This is a genomic window from Streptomyces sp. NPDC046122 (assembly GCF_056429965.1).
Genome location: NZ_JBWKLQ010000008.1, coordinates 112,202 through 126,042, shown reverse-complemented (window position 1 = coordinate 126,042; position 13,841 = coordinate 112,202). Strand labels below are relative to the sequence as shown.

Annotated in this window: 12 protein-coding genes; 9 read left to right on the top strand and 3 right to left on the bottom strand. The window is 73.1% G+C overall.

Features of this window, described 5'->3' with window-relative positions; genetic code table 11:
* Positions 1–26: 26 nt before the first annotated feature.
* Entirely contained in the window at positions 27–1,718 is a 1,692-nt protein-coding gene (gene paaN, locus AC07FK_RS22130) for a phenylacetic acid degradation protein PaaN (protein WP_479106648.1), read from the bottom strand.
* Positions 1,719–1,841: 123 nt separating this feature from the next.
* On the opposite strand from paaN, the gene AC07FK_RS22125 reads away from it, so the two are divergent.
* A complete protein-coding gene (locus AC07FK_RS22125) occupies positions 1,842–3,350 on the top strand; it encodes a 3-hydroxyacyl-CoA dehydrogenase (protein WP_479106647.1) in 1,509 nt (502 codons plus the stop codon).
* Positions 3,350–3,952, top strand: a complete 603-nt coding sequence (locus tag AC07FK_RS22120; protein WP_479106646.1) for a TetR/AcrR family transcriptional regulator — start codon at positions 3,350–3,352, stop codon at positions 3,950–3,952. The genes AC07FK_RS22125 and AC07FK_RS22120 overlap by 1 nt, the downstream gene beginning before the upstream one ends.
* Before the next feature lie 6 nt (positions 3,953–3,958).
* Here AC07FK_RS22120 and AC07FK_RS22115 read toward each other — a convergent pair whose 3' ends face one another.
* Entirely contained in the window at positions 3,959–4,507 is a 549-nt protein-coding gene (locus AC07FK_RS22115; RefSeq protein WP_479106645.1) for an Lrp/AsnC family transcriptional regulator, read from the bottom strand.
* 173 nt (positions 4,508–4,680) lie between these two features.
* On the opposite strand from AC07FK_RS22115, the gene pdhA reads away from it, so the two are divergent.
* From pdhA to AC07FK_RS22080, 7 genes are all read left to right on the top strand, one after another.
* On the top strand, positions 4,681–5,856 hold the full coding sequence (pdhA, locus tag AC07FK_RS22110) for a pyruvate dehydrogenase (acetyl-transferring) E1 component subunit alpha (protein WP_479106644.1): 1,176 nt from the start codon (positions 4,681–4,683) through the stop codon (positions 5,854–5,856).
* Positions 5,853–6,881 (top strand): alpha-ketoacid dehydrogenase subunit beta, encoded by a 1,029-nt coding sequence (locus AC07FK_RS22105; protein ID WP_479106643.1) that lies wholly within the window; start codon positions 5,853–5,855, stop codon positions 6,879–6,881. Before pdhA ends, AC07FK_RS22105 begins: the two co-directional genes overlap by 4 nt.
* Positions 6,882–6,898: 17 nt before the next feature.
* The gene (locus tag AC07FK_RS22100) at positions 6,899–8,278 is read left to right on the top strand and encodes a dihydrolipoamide acetyltransferase family protein (RefSeq protein WP_479106790.1); all 1,380 of its coding nucleotides are present in this window, start codon (positions 6,899–6,901) and stop codon (positions 8,276–8,278) included.
* A gap of 113 nt (positions 8,279–8,391) precedes the next feature.
* Positions 8,392–9,297, top strand: coding sequence for an NTP transferase domain-containing protein (locus AC07FK_RS22095; protein WP_479106642.1), 906 nt, complete (start codon positions 8,392–8,394; stop codon positions 9,295–9,297).
* Positions 9,294–10,772, top strand: coding sequence for a molybdopterin molybdotransferase MoeA (locus tag AC07FK_RS22090; protein WP_479106641.1), 1,479 nt, complete (start codon positions 9,294–9,296; stop codon positions 10,770–10,772). Before AC07FK_RS22095 ends, AC07FK_RS22090 begins: the two co-directional genes overlap by 4 nt.
* A gap of 20 nt (positions 10,773–10,792) precedes the next feature.
* Complete coding sequence (locus tag AC07FK_RS22085) at positions 10,793–11,866, top strand: potassium channel family protein (RefSeq protein WP_479106640.1); 1,074 nt, start codon at positions 10,793–10,795, stop codon at positions 11,864–11,866.
* A 150-nt stretch (positions 11,867–12,016) separates the two neighbouring features.
* Positions 12,017–12,997 (top strand): NAD(P)H-quinone oxidoreductase, encoded by a 981-nt coding sequence (locus AC07FK_RS22080; protein ID WP_479106639.1) that lies wholly within the window; start codon positions 12,017–12,019, stop codon positions 12,995–12,997.
* Between the two features lie 234 nt (positions 12,998–13,231).
* Here the strand turns inward: AC07FK_RS22080 and AC07FK_RS22075 are convergent, their stop codons facing one another.
* Positions 13,232–13,771 carry a bacterial proteasome activator family protein gene (locus AC07FK_RS22075; protein ID WP_479106638.1) on the bottom strand — a complete coding sequence of 180 codons (540 nt, stop codon included), beginning with the start codon at positions 13,769–13,771 and terminating at the stop codon, positions 13,232–13,234.
* Positions 13,772–13,841: the final 70 nt, after the last annotated feature.

The following is a 13,841-nucleotide window of genomic DNA, read 5'->3' as shown; positions in this document are numbered from 1 at the left end:
CGGGGACCGGCGGTGGACCGACGGGGCTACGCCTGGCGGCGTACCTCGACGACCCGGAAGCGGTTGGCCACGAAGGCCGCGTCGCACAGGGCGGCGTTCGCCGCCGGGTTGCCGCCCGAGCCGTGGAAGTCGGAGAAGGCCGCGGTCTGGTTGACGTAGACCCCGCCCGTCAGGTTCAGCGAGAGCTGCGCGGACTCCTCCAGGCAGACCTCCTCGACGGCGGCCTCCGTGACCTGTGAGGTCGTGTAGGCGCCCACGGTCATCGCGCCCTTCTCCCGCACCGTACGGCGCAGCAGTTCCAGACCGTCCTGCGTGGAGTTGACGGCGACCGCGAAGGAGACCGGGCCGAAGCACTCGGACATGTACGCGGCCTCGGCGTCCGGCTTGGCGCCGTCGAGCTTGACCATGACCGGCGTACGGACCACCGCGTCGGGGAAGTCCGGGTGCGTGACCTCCCGGGAGGGCAGGGCCACCTCGCCCAGCTCGGCGGCCCCTTCGAGGCGGGCCCTGACGTCGGGGTTGACCAGGGCGCCGAGCAGCGCGTTCGCCCGGGCGTCGTCGCCCAGCAGGCCGGCGACCGAGGCCGCGAGGTCGGAGACCACCTCGTCGTAGGACTTCTCACCGGCGTCCGTCATGATCCCGTCCCTGGGGATCAGGAGGTTCTGCGGAGTGGTGCACATCTGGCCGCTGTAGAGGGACAGGGAGAACGCCAGGTTGGACAGCATGCCCTTGTAGTCGTCCGTGGAGTCGATGACGACGGTGTTGACGCCGGCCTTCTCCGTGTAGACCTGCGCCTGGCGGGCGTTCGCCTCCAGCCAGTCGCCGAACGACGTGGACCCCGTGTAGTCGATGATCCGGATCTCGGGGCGGGTCGCGAGGGTCTTCGCGATCCCCTCGCCGGGCCGCTCGGCGGCCAGCGCCACCAGGTTCGGGTCGAAGCCGGTCTCGGTGAGGACCTCGCGGGCGATGCGGACCGTGAGGGCCAGCGGGAGCACCGCGCGGGGGTGCGGCTTGACCAGGACGGGGTTGCCGGTGGCCAGGGAGGCGAAGAGGCCCGGGTAGCCGTTCCAGGTGGGGAAGGTGTTGCAGCCGATCAGCAGCGCGATGCCGCGCGGGACGGCGGTGAAGGACTTGCTGAGGCTGAGCGGGTCGCGCTTTCCCTGCGGCTTGGCCCACTCGGCCGTGCCGGGCGTGCGGGTCTGCTCGGCGTACGCGTACGTCACGGCCTCCAGGCCGCGGTCCTGGGCGTGCGGGCCGCCGGCCTGGAGCGCCATCATGAACGCCTGGCCGCTGGTGTGCATGACCGCGTGCGCGAACTCGTGCGTCCGGGCGCTGATGCGCGAGAGGATCTCGAGGCAGACCAGGGCGCGGTTCTCGGGGCCCGCCTCCCGCCAGGCGGCCATGCCGGCGCGCATCGCCGGAAGCAGTACGTCGATGTCGGCGTGCGGGTACTCGATGCCCAGCTCCGGGCCGTACGGGGAGACCTCGCCGCCCGTCCAGCCGTCGGTGCCGGGCTGGTCGAGCTCGAAGCGGCTGCCCTGGAGGGCCTGGAAGGCCGCGAGCCCTTCGGCGGCGGTCAGGCTGCCGTTCTCGCCGTACGCCTTCGGGTGCTCGGGGTGCGGGGACCAGTACTCCCGCGTGCGGATCACGTCGAGCGCCTTGTCGAGCGTGGTCCGGTGCTTCTCGGACAGCTGTGAAGTGGTGAGTTCGGCGGCCACGGCGGACCAACTCCTCGTCGAGCTGGGCAGGGACAGGCGGACACGAGATACAGTAACCGAACGATCGGTCGGGACAAGAGGGCCCGGTGAACCTGTGGACAACTCGTACGGGAGGATCGGGTCATGACAGCTATCGATCGGGCCCGCACCGTCGCCGTCGTCGGCACCGGCACCATGGGTCAGGGCATCGCCCAGGTCGCTCTCCTCGCAGGTCACCCGGTGCGTCTGTACGACGCGGGCCCCGGCAGGGCCCGGGAGGCCGCCGAGGCCGTCGGCGCCCGCCTGGAGCGGCTCGTCGAGAAGGGCAGGCTCGACCGGGGGGACGCGGACGGCGCGCTCGCCCGGCTGCACACCGCCGACGACCTCGGCGAGCTGGCGGACGCCGCCCTGGTCGTCGAGGCGATCGTCGAGCACCTGCCGGTCAAGCAGCAGCTCTTCTCGGCGCTCGAAGCGGTCGTCGCCGACGACTGCCTCCTCGCCACGAACACCTCATCGCTCTCCGTCACGGCCATCGCGGGTCCGCTGAAGAACCCGGGCCGTTTCGTGGGCCTGCACTTCTTCAACCCCGCGCCGCTGCTGCCCCTCGTCGAGGTCGTCAGCGGCTTCGCGACCGACGAGGCGAGCGCCACGCGTGCGTGGGCGACGGCGGCGGCCTGGGGCAAGACGCCGGTGCGCTGCTCGGACACCCCCGGTTTCATCGTCAACCGCATCGCCCGCCCCTTCTACGCCGAGGCTTTCGCGGTGTACGAGGAGCGGGGCGCGGACCCGGCGACGATCGACGCCGTTCTGCGCGAGTCGGGGGGGTTCAGGATGGGCGCCTTCGAGCTGACCGACCTGATCGGACAGGACGTCAACGAAGCCGTCAGCCGGTCGGTCTGGGAGTCGTTCTTCCAGAGCCCCAAGTTCGTCCCCTCGCTTGCTCAGCGCCGTCTCGTCGAGTCCGGCCGGCTCGGCCGCAAGTCGGGGCACGGCTGGTTCCCGTACGGAGCCGAAGAGGCGGCTGTGCCCGCGCCCCGGACCGCCGCCCCCGAGGAGGCCCCGGAAGCCGTCACCGTCGTGGGGGACCTCGGCCACGCCGGCGTCCTCGTCGCGATGATGGAGGATGCGGGGATCGCGGTGGAGCGGGTCGAGGCGGGCGGGCCGTACATCGAGCTGCCGGGCGAGGGGCAGCTCGTACCGGTCGACGGCCGGACCTCCGTCGAGTACGCGGACGTCGTCTACTTCGACCTCGCCCTCGATTACCGCGGCGCCACCCGGATCGCACTGTCCGCGTCCGAGGACACGTCCGCGCGCGCGGTCGCCGAGGCCACCGGCCTGTTCCAGAGGCTCGGCAAGGACGTCAGCGTCATCGGCGACGTCCCCGGCATGATCGTCGCCCGTACGGTCGCGATGCTCGTCGACCTGGCGGCGGACGCCGTCGCGAGGGGCGTCGCCTCGCCGGAGGACGTCGACACGGCGATGCGGCTCGGCGTGAACTACCCGCTGGGGCCGGTCGAGTGGGGCCGGGCGCTCGGCCGGGACTGGGCGTACGACCTGCTGAAGAACCTGCACGAGTGCTGTCCGACCGGGCGTTACGCCCCGTCCCTGGCGCTCTACCGGCAGGCGTTCGCCGGCAAGGAGGAGGACTCCTGATGACGACCGCCAAGCGTGACACGTACACCCCGGAGACGCTCCTGACGGTGGCCGTCCGGGTCTTCAACGAACGCGGTTACGACGGCACCTCCATGGAGCACCTGTCCAGGGCGGCCGGGATCTCGAAGTCGTCGATCTACCACCACGTGGCGGGCAAGGAGGAGCTGCTGCGCCGCGCCGTCAGCCGCGCCCTCGACGGGCTCTTCGGGATCCTCGACGAGCCGGGGGCCTCGCGCGGGCGGGCGATCGAGCGGGTCGAGTACGTGACCCGTCGCACGGTGGAGGTGCTGATGGCGGAGCTGCCGTACGTCACGCTGCTCCTGCGCGTACGCGGCAACACGAAGGCGGAGCGTTGGGCGCTGGAGCGGCGGCGGGAGTTCGACCAGCGGGTCGCCGACCTGATGAAGGCGGCGGCGGCCGACGGTGATCTGCGCGCGGACGTCGACATACGCATGGCCACGCGCCTGCTCTTCGGAATGATCAACTCGCTGGTGGAGTGGTACCGGCCGCAGGTGGCCGGGGGCAGCGGCGGGACGGACGGGGAGCAGCTCGCCGAGACCGTGGTGCGGCTGGCCTTCGACGGCCTGCGGACCAGCCGCTGAGCGTGCTCACGGCTCCTGGGGCGGCGGGGGCGGCAGGGGGGCCTGGGGTGGTTGGGGGAAGGCGGCCGAGGCGGCCGAATCGAGGTCCGTCTCCTCGAACACCAGCAGCGTGCGGGTGCTGAGCACCTCCGGTATGGACTGGATCTTCGTCAGGACCAGCTCGCGCAGGGCGCGGTTGTCGGCCGTGTGGACGAGCAGCAGGACGTCGAAATCCCCGCTGACCAGCGCGATGTGAGCGGCGCCCGGCAGTTCCTGGAGGCGTTCGCGGACGGTGCGCCAGGAGTTCTGCACGATCTTGAGCGTGATGTACGCCGATGCCCCCTGCCCCGCGCGTTCGTGGTCCACGCGCGCGCTGAAGCCGCGGATCACGCCGTCCTCGATGAGGCGGTTGATGCGGGCGTACGCGTTGGCGCGCGAGACGTGGACGCGTTCGGCGACGGACCGTATCGACGCGCGGCCGTCCTTTTGGAGCATCCGCAGGATGTCGCGGTCGATGGAGTCCAGCGGACGCGCGGGCGGGCCCGCTCCCGCGTCGGCCATTTGTTCAGCTGCCATGTCCCCCCACTCCCCTCTGATGGACGACCTGCCCCTATCCCAGGCTGTGGAGAACCGTTTGTCCACAGGCTGGAGGCGCCTGTAGCCAAATTGCGTCCACGACCGAACAATCGGTAGGTGAGGCACACCACATTGCTGTGCCTTCTCACCGCTCCCACGAGGAGGTGCACGCGATGAAGAAGAGCACCATGACGGCGCGGCCCGTCAGGTCGGCCGAGCCGGCGCAGGCACGGTCCGGCGCCGCCGCCCCGCTGCCCGCCGCTCCCCCGGCCTGGAAGCCCCGTACGGATCCCGCCCCGCTGCTCCCGGACAGCGAGCCGCACCGCGTGCTCGGCACCGACGCCGCCGCCGGGCTCGACGCCGGCCTGATGCGCAGGCTGTACGCGGAGCTGGTGCGCGGCCGCCGGTACAACACGCAGGCGACCGCCCTCACCAAGCAGGGCCGCCTCGCCGTCTACCCCTCCAGCACGGGCCAGGAGGCCTGCGAGGTCGCGGCCGGGCTCGTCCTGGAGGAGCGGGACTGGCTCTTTCCGAGCTACCGGGACACCCTCGCCGCCGTGGTGCGCGGACTGGACCCCGTGGAGGCGCTGACGCTGCTGCGGGGTGACTGGCACACGGGTTACGACCCGCGCGTGCACCGCGTCGCGCCGCTGTGCACGCCGCTGGCGACCCAGCTGCCGCACGCGGTGGGCCTGGCGCACGCCGCCCGCCTCAAGGGCGACGACGTCGTCGCCCTCGCCATGGTCGGCGACGGCGGCACCAGCGAGGGCGACTTCCACGAGGCGCTGAACTTCGCCGCCGTCTGGCGGGCGCCGGTCGTCTTCCTCGTGCAGAACAACGGCTTCGCGATCTCCGTGCCGCTGGCCAAGCAGACCGCCGCCCCGTCCCTGGCGCACAAGGCCGTCGGGTACGGCATGCCGGGCCGGCTGGTCGACGGCAACGACGCCGCCGCGATGCACGAGGTGCTGGCCGAGGCGGTGGAGCGGGCCCGCCGGGGTGGCGGTCCGACACTGGTCGAGGCGGTCACGTACCGCATGGAAGCCCACACGAACGCCGACGACGCGACCCGGTACCGGGGCGACGCCGAGGTCGAGGCATGGCGCGCCCACGACCCGGTGGACCTCCTGGAGCGGGAACTCACGGAGCGCGGAATGCTGGACGAGGACGGCGTACGGGAGGCCCGCGAGGCCGCCGAGACGATGGCCGCCGACCTGCGCGAGCGGATGAACGCGGACCCGGTGCTCGATCCCATGGACCTTTTCGCGCACGTCTACGCCGAGAAGACCGCGCAACTCAGGGAGCAGGAAGCCCTGCTGCGGGCCGAGCTCGATGCGGAGGACGAACGATGACGACGGCAGCGACGACCGCGGTCGACGCGAAGCGCGCCAAGCCGGCGACGATGGCGCAGGCCCTCGGACGGGCGATGCGCGACGCGATGGCGGAGGACCCGTCCGTCCATGTGATGGGGGAGGACGTCGGCGCGCTCGGCGGTGTCTTCCGGGTCACGGACGGGCTCGTGAAGGAGTTCGGCGAGGACCGGGTCACGGACACGCCGCTCGCCGAGGCGGGGATCCTGGGTACGGCCGTCGGCATGGCGATGTACGGGCTCCGGCCCGTCGTCGAGATGCAGTTCGACGCCTTCGCGTATCCGGCGTTCGAGCAGCTCATCAGCCATGTCGCGCGGATGCGCAACCGCACGCGCGGCGCGATGCCGATGCCGATGGTGATCCGCGTGCCGTACGGCGGCGGGATCGGCGGCGTCGAGCACCACAGCGACTCGTCCGAGGCGTACTACATGGCGACTCCGGGGCTCCATGTCGTGACGCCGGCGACGGTCGAGGACGCGTACGGGCTGATGCGGGCGGCGATCGCGTCCGACGACCCGGTGGTGTTCCTGGAGCCGAAGCGGCTCTACTGGTCGAAGGCGGCCTGGTCGCCGGAGGCGCCGACGGCCGTCGAGCCGATCGGCCGGGCGGTCGTGCGGCGCTCCGGGCGCAGCGCGACGCTCATCACGTACGGACCGTCCCTGCCGGTGTGCATGGAGGCGGCGGAGGCGGCCGAGGCGGAGGGCTGGGACCTCGAGGTCGTCGACCTGCGCTCGCTCGTGCCGTTCGACGACGAGACGGTGGCCGCTTCCGTACGGCGTACGGGCCGGGCGGTCGTCGTGCACGAGTCGACCGGCTTCGGCGGGCCCGGCGGGGAGATCGCGGCCCGGGTGACGGAGCGCTGCTTCCACCACCTGGAGGCGCCGGTGCTGCGGGTCGCCGGGTTCGACATCCCGTATCCGCCGCCGATGCTGGAACGGCATCATCTGCCGGGTGTGGACCGGGTGCTCGACGCGGTCGCGCGGCTCCAGTGGGAGGCGGACGTCTGATGCCGGACGCTTTTGAGATGGCGAGCCTGGAGTTCAAACTGCCCGACCTCGGTGAGGGGCTGACCGAGGCGGAGATCGTGCGCTGGCTGGTGGAGGTGGGCGACGTGGTCGCCGTGGACCAGCCCGTGGTGGAGGTCGAGACGGCCAAGGCGATGGTGGAGGTGCCGTGCCCGTACGGGGGCGTGGTGACCGCCCGCTTCGGCGAGGAGGGGACCGAACTGCCCGTCGGGTCGCCGCTGCTGACGGTCGCGGTGGGGGCGTCGGCCTCCGCCGCCACCCCCGCCGCGGCTTCGGCCGCCGTCCCGGCTCCCGCCGCGACCTCGGCCGCGACCTCGGCCGCGACCTCGGCCTCGGACGAGGCGGAGTCGTCGGGGAACGTGCTGGTGGGTTACGGCACGGGCGCGGCGGTGGCGCGGCGGCGGCGTATCCGGCCGGACGCGGCTCGCGGAGCCGTGGCCGTCGCCGAGGCGCCCGCAGTACCCGCGGTGCCGGCTGCGTCTGCCGCGGTGGTGGAGCACGACGGTCCCGTCCCGGTCATTTCGCCGCTGGTGCGGCGGCTGGCGCGCGAGAACAGCCTCGATCTGCGGGCGCTGAAGGGCTCCGGGCCGGACGGGCTGATCCTGCGGTCCGACGTGGAGGGCGCGATTCGCGGAAAGCAGGCGCCCGAGCCCGCGCCGCCCGCGCCGGTGGCCGCGGCTTCCGCCGCCGTCGGCGAGCGCGTCCCGCTGCGGGGCATGCGCGGGGCTGTCGCCGACAAGCTGTCGCGCAGCCGGAGCGAGATCCCGGACGCCACCTGCTGGGTGGACGCGGACGCGACGGAGCTCATGGCGGCCCGTGCGGCGATGAACCAGGCGGGCGGACCGCCGGTGTCGGTGCTGGCGCTCCTGGCCCGGATCTGTACGGCTGCCCTGGCCCGCTTCCCGGAGCTGAACTCCACGGTGGACATGGCCACCCGCGAGATCGTGCGCCTGCCGGGCGTGCACCTCGGGTTCGCGGCGCAGACCGAGCGGGGCCTAATGGTGCCCGTCGTGCGCGACGCGCACACCCGGACCGTGGACGGGCTGAGCGCGGAGTTCGCCCGGCTGACGGAATCGGCGAGGAAGGGGTCGCTGACCCCGGCGGAGCTGACAGGCGGCACGTTCACGCTGAACAACTACGGGGTGTTCGGGGTCGACGGGTCCACGCCGATCATCAACCACCCGGAGGCGGCGATGCTCGGGGTCGGGCGGATCGTCCCCAAGCCGTGGGTGCACGAGGGCGAGTTGGCGGTGCGCAAGGTGGTGCAGCTGTCGCTGACGTTCGACCACCGGGTGTGCGACGGGGGGACCGCGGGCGGATTCCTGCGGTACGTGGCGGACTGCGTGGAGCACCCGGCGCTGCTGCTGCGCTCGCTCTAGCCGGCCGCCCGGAGCCGCCGCCCCGCCGTGCCCCGTCCCGAACCGGGGCGCGCGGCCCCGCACGGGCGGGGGCGGGGGTGGGCGGCGGCACCCCCGCCCCGCATACTCGGGGCATGACCGCGACCGCGTACGACGCCATCGTGCTCGCCGGAGGGGCCGCCAGGCGGCTCGGCGGGGTGGACAAGCCCGGCGTGCGCGTGGGCGGGCGGACCCTGCTCGACCGGGTGCTGGGCGTGTGCCGCGGAGCCGGTACGACCGTCGTCGTCGGCGGCCGGCGGGCGACCGTGCGCGCCGTCGCGTGGGCCCGGGAGGAGCCGGCCGGGGGCGGGCCGCTGGCCGCGCTCGACGCCGGGCTGCGGCGCACCACCGCCGAGCACGTGCTCGTACTCTCCGCCGACCTGCCCTTCATCGGGGGCGCGACGGTCCAGCGGCTGCTCGACGCGCTGGCGGGCGACGACGCGGAAGCGGCGCTGCTCGTGGACGCGGGCGGCCGGGACCAACCGCTCGTCGCCGCCTACCGCGCCGAACCGCTGCGCCGCGAACTGGCCCTCCTCGCCACCGAGCACGGCGCCCTGTCCGGGCTGCCGCTGCGGCTCCTGACGCACGAACTGGCCCTGACGCGCGTTTCCGCCGGGCCGCTGGACTCCTTCGACTGCGACACCTGGAAAGACATCGCCGCCGCCCGGTCGAGGATCAGGGAGCATGGGCACGTGCTGGATGAATGGATGACCGCAGTCAAAGACGAACTCGGCATCGAGCTCGATGTCGACATCAACGTCCTGCTCGACCTCGCCCGCGACGCCGCGCACGGCGTCGCCAGGCCGGCCGCGCCGCTCACGACCTTCCTGGTCGGCTACGCGGCGGCGCGGGCGGGCGGTGACGGGCCGGACGCCGTCGCCGAAGCGGCGCGCAAGGCCGCCGCGCTGGCCGCCCGTTGGGCCGCCGAGGCGGAGGAAGAGGCCGAGGGAGAGAGCACGGGAGAGGCCCCGGGGCGCGGCGCGGAAGACGGCGCCGGGTGAACCAGGAGGACCACGAGGTCGACGAGGCGCTCGCGCTCGTCAGCCGGGCAGCGCAGGCGGCACAGTCGGTGCGGGCCCAAGCACCCGACCCCGGCGCAGCGCCGGACCGGTCGGGCCACGACGACGACCGGACCACCACGCCGACCGCCGCCCCTGACGCGCACCCGCAGGCGTCCCCGGCCGTCACCTCCAAGGAGTCCGCGCAGGCGTCCCCGCAGGTGTCCCCGTCCTCGCCCCCCGCCCGGACCAGGGCCAGGCCCTGGCACGAGGCCCGCGCCGTCGCCGAACGGGCCGGTGGCGCGGTCTCTCCCCGCACGCGCCGCGCGGCGCTCTCCCAGGCCCTCGGGCAGGTCCTCGCGGAGCCTCTCCGGGCCCTCACCGACCTGCCGTCCTTCGACACCTCCGCCATGGACGGCTGGGCGGTCGCCGGGCCCGGTCCGTGGTGGACCGTCGACGAGGGCGGCCAGGTGCTGGCAGGGCACGCCGCGCCGGGCGCGCTGGCCGACGGTTCGGCCGTACGCATCGCCACCGGCGCGCGGATCCCGCCGGACGCCACCGCCGTGATCCGCAGCGAACACGCCCGGCTCGACGAGTCCAAGGGGCGGCTGCACGCGCGCCGCGAGGTCGTCCAGGGGCAGGACATCCGCCCACGCGGCCAGGAGTGCCGCACCGGCGACCGGCTGCTGCCCGCCGGGGCCCTGGTGTCGCCCGCCGTGCTCGGGCTCGCCGCCGCCGCCGGTTACGACGAGCTGGCCGTCGTTCCGCGGCCTCGCGTCGAAGTGCTCGTACTGGGTGACGAGTTGCTGAACGAAGGGCTGCCGCACGACGGGATGGTCCGTGACGCCCTCGGCCCGCTCCTCGCCCCCTGGCTCCGTGCGCTGGGCGCCGAGGTGCTCGCCACCCGCCACCTCGGCGACGACGCGGACGCGCTCCACCGGGCCGTCACCGCCTCGGAGGCCGACCTCGTGGTGACCACGGGCGGCACGGCTGCCGGTCCGGTCGACCACGTGCACCCGATCCTGCGCAAGGCGGGCGCCGAGTTGCTCGTCGACGGGGTCGCGGTGCGGCCGGGCCACCCGATGCTCCTGGCGCGCCTCGGCGGGGCCGCCGAGGGCCGGTACCTGGTGGGGCTGCCCGGCAACCCCCTCGCCGCCGTGTCCGGCCTGCTGACCCTCGCGGAGCCACTGCTGCGCGCCCGCGCCCAGCGGACGCCCCTCGCGCCGTACACCTCGCCCGTGCGGGACGACGTGAACGGCCATCCGCACGACACCCGGCTCGTGCCCGTCGTCCACCGCGCGGGCGGTACGGACGGCAACGGGCCGGAGCAGGCCCTGCCCCTGCACTACAACGGTCCCGCCATGCTCCGTGGCATCGCAGCCGCCGACGGTCTGGCCGTCGTGCCGCCGGGCGGCGCGCGGGCCGGTCAGGAGCTCGAAATCCTCGATCTGCCCTGGACAGAAGGACGTTTCACGTGAAACTTCCCGGCCAAGACGCAATGGCCAGGCACGCCGACGAGCATCTCGTCACCGCTCGGATCAAGCTGCCGCGCCAAATCGTCGACCGCCCGCTGCGGCAGGTCGGCAAGCGGCTGTTGATGGCGCTGGCGGTCCTGGTGGTGACGGTCCTCATCGTCTATCTCGACCGCGCCGGTTACCACGACAACGCCGACGAGACGCTCTCCCTGCTCGACGCCGTGTACTACTCCACCGTGACCCTGTCCACGACGGGTTACGGCGACATCGTGCCGCACAGCGACAGCGCCAGGCTCATCAATGTGCTGGTGGTGACGCCGCTGCGCGTGCTGTTTCTGATCATCCTGGTCGGCACCACTCTCGAGGTCCTCACGGAACGGACCCGGGAGGAGTGGCGGCTGAACCGCTGGAGGGCTCACTTGCGCGACCACACCGTCATCGTCGGATTCGGCACCAAGGGCCGTTCCGCGATCCAGACACTGGCCGCCACGGGGCTCCGCAAAGAGCAGATCGTGGTCGTCGACCCGAGCGCGAAGGTCATCGAAGCGGCCAACGCCGACGGGTACACGGGCGTCCTGGGCGACGCGACCCGCAGCGACGTACTGCTGCGCGCCGAACTGCAGCGGGCCCGTCAGATCGTGATCGCGACGCAGCGCGACGACACGGCGGTCCTGGTCACCCTGACCGCGCGCCAGCTCAACCGGGGAGCCAAGATCGTCGCAGCGGTCCGGGAGGAGGAGAACGCGCCGCTGCTGCGCCAGTCGGGCGCCGACGCCGTCATCACCAGCGCCAGCGCCGCCGGCCGTCTCCTGGGCCTGTCCGTGCTCAGCCCCAGCGCCGGCACGGTGATGGAGGACCTGATCCAGCAGGGCAGCGGTCTGGACCTCATCGAGCGGCCGGTGATAAAGGCCGAGGTGGGCCGGAACGTCCGGGAGACCGAGGACCTGGTGGTCAGCGTCCTGCGCGGACACCGGCTGCTCGGTTACGACGATCCCGAAGCCAGCCCGCTCCAGCTGACGGACCGGGTGATCACCATCGTGCGCGCCTCACCGGGCTTCACGAGCGCGGGCGACATGCGAGTGACGCTGTCGGAGTGACCCGGGCGGGGCCGACCGCGGGCCGCCCGGGGACCCGAGCGGACGGCCCGCCCGGAGCGCACCCCGGAGCGACCCATACCCCCGGCCCTCCGGGACGAAGTGGCCGGGGAGGCGGAGTGGTTCGCTCCGGTGCGGAGTAGCCTCGCGGCCATGCATGCGATCACGATCCCTGAACCCGGTGGCCCCGAGGCGCTCGTATGGGCGGAGGTCCCCGATCCCGTACCCGGCGAGGGCGAGGTCCTCGTCGAGGTCGCCGCGAGCGCCGTCAACCGCGCCGACCTGCTGCAGCGCCAGGGCTTCTACGACCCGCCGCCCGGCGCCTCCCCGTACCCCGGCCTGGAGTGCTCGGGCCGCGTGGCCGCGCTCGGGCCGGGCGTCTCCGGCTGGTCCGTGGGCGACGAGGTGTGCGCGCTGCTGACCGGCGGCGGGTACGCGCAGAAGGTCGCCGTACCGGCGGGGCAGCTGCTGCCCGTGCCCCCCGGCATGGACCTGCTCACGGCGGCGTCCCTGCCCGAGACGACCTCGACGGTCTGGTCGAACGTCTTCATGATCGCCCACCTCCGGCCCGGCGAGACGTTGCTGGTGCACGGCGGCGCGAGCGGCATCGGCACGATGGCGATCCAGCTCGCCAAGGCGGTCGGCGCGCGGGTCGCGGTCACCGCCGGCGGTCCGGAGAAGCTGGCGCGGTGCGCGGAACTGGGCGCGGACATCCTCATCGACTACCGCGAGCAGGACTTCGTCCAGGAGCTGCGCAAGGCCACGGACGGGGCGGGGGCGGACGTCGTCCTGGACATCATCGGGGCCAAGTACCTGGACCGTAACGTGAAGGCGCTGGCCGTCAACGGCCGCCTCGCGATCATCGGGATGCAGGGCGGCGTGAAGGGCGAGGTCAACCTGAGCGCCCTGATGAAGAAGCGTGCCGCGATCACCGCCACGACGCTTCGGGCGCGCCCGCTCGGCGAGAAGGCCGCGATCGTCGCGGCCGTGCGGGAGCACGTGTGGCCGCTGATCAGCACGGGCCGCGTACGCCCGGTCGTCGACCGGGTCGTGCCGATGCCGGAGGCCGCCGAGGCCCACCGGGCGCTGGAGGCGGGCGCCCATGTCGGGAAGATCCTGCTGACGGCCGCCTGAGCGTTCGTTTCGTGCGCGCTCCGGCCGCCTGAGCGTCCGTTCCGTACGAGCGCCGACCGCCTGAGCACCGGTCCCACACGCACGAGAGGCCCGCACCGCCGTCCTGGCGGTGCGGGCCTCTCGTCGCTCACCGGACGCGCCGGCCACCGACGCACGGCCCCAAAAGCGCGACCTCGGCGGGCTCGAAGTCACGGCCCCTTAAAGGCACGACCTCAGCGGCCCGAAGTCGCGGACCTAGAGGTACGGTCCCGAGCGCACCGGCCCGTGCCCGTCCTCCTGGTCGTCGTCCTCGTGCCCCACGCCCGGCGGAAGCGCGCGCCGCATCTGCTCCAACTGCGCCCGCGCCGCCATCTGCTGGGCGAAGAGCGCCGTCTGGATGCCGTGGAAGAGACCTTCGAGCCATCCCACGAGCTGGGCCTGCGCGATGCGCAGTTCCGCCTCGGAGGGGATCGCCTCGTCCGTGAACGGCAGGGAGAGCCGCTCCAGTTCCTCCACCAACTCCGGCGCCAGGCCGTCTTCGAGCTCCTTGACCGAGCTGGCGTGGATGTCCTTCAGCCGTACCCGGCTCGCCTCGTCGAGAGGAGCTGCCCGTACTTCCTCCAGGAGTTGCTTGATCATGCTGCCGATGCGCATGACCTTCGCGGGCTGTTCGACCATCTCCGTCACTGGCACCTCGCGCGACTCGTCGTCCGCGCCGCCGAGAGCCATTCCGTCCTGCCCTACGATCAGGACGTGGGGGCTCTCCTGCGACCGTTCACCCTTCGGCATCTCCATGCGGCCATTCTCTCGTACACGTGCGTCACCACACGGTGTGCCCCCGCACAGGGGTGATCCACCCTGTGCG

Coding starts and splice junctions, on each gene's coding strand:
- AC07FK_RS22125 (WP_479106647.1), top strand. CDS start 1,842: ATGACAGCTATCGATCGGGCCCGCACCGTCGCCGTCGTCGGCACCGGC.
- AC07FK_RS22120 (WP_479106646.1), top strand. CDS start 3,350: ATGACGACCGCCAAGCGTGACACGTACACCCCGGAGACGCTCCTGACG.
- AC07FK_RS22115 (WP_479106645.1), bottom strand. CDS start 4,507: ATGGCAGCTGAACAAATGGCCGACGCGGGAGCGGGCCCGCCCGCGCGT.
- pdhA (WP_479106644.1), top strand. CDS start 4,681: ATGAAGAAGAGCACCATGACGGCGCGGCCCGTCAGGTCGGCCGAGCCG.
- AC07FK_RS22105 (WP_479106643.1), top strand. CDS start 5,853: ATGACGACGGCAGCGACGACCGCGGTCGACGCGAAGCGCGCCAAGCCG.
- AC07FK_RS22100 (WP_479106790.1), top strand. CDS start 6,899: ATGGCGAGCCTGGAGTTCAAACTGCCCGACCTCGGTGAGGGGCTGACC.
- AC07FK_RS22095 (WP_479106642.1), top strand. CDS start 8,392: ATGACCGCGACCGCGTACGACGCCATCGTGCTCGCCGGAGGGGCCGCC.
- AC07FK_RS22085 (WP_479106640.1), top strand. CDS start 10,793: ATGGCCAGGCACGCCGACGAGCATCTCGTCACCGCTCGGATCAAGCTG.
- AC07FK_RS22080 (WP_479106639.1), top strand. CDS start 12,017: ATGCATGCGATCACGATCCCTGAACCCGGTGGCCCCGAGGCGCTCGTA.
- AC07FK_RS22075 (WP_479106638.1), bottom strand. CDS start 13,771: ATGGAGATGCCGAAGGGTGAACGGTCGCAGGAGAGCCCCCACGTCCTG.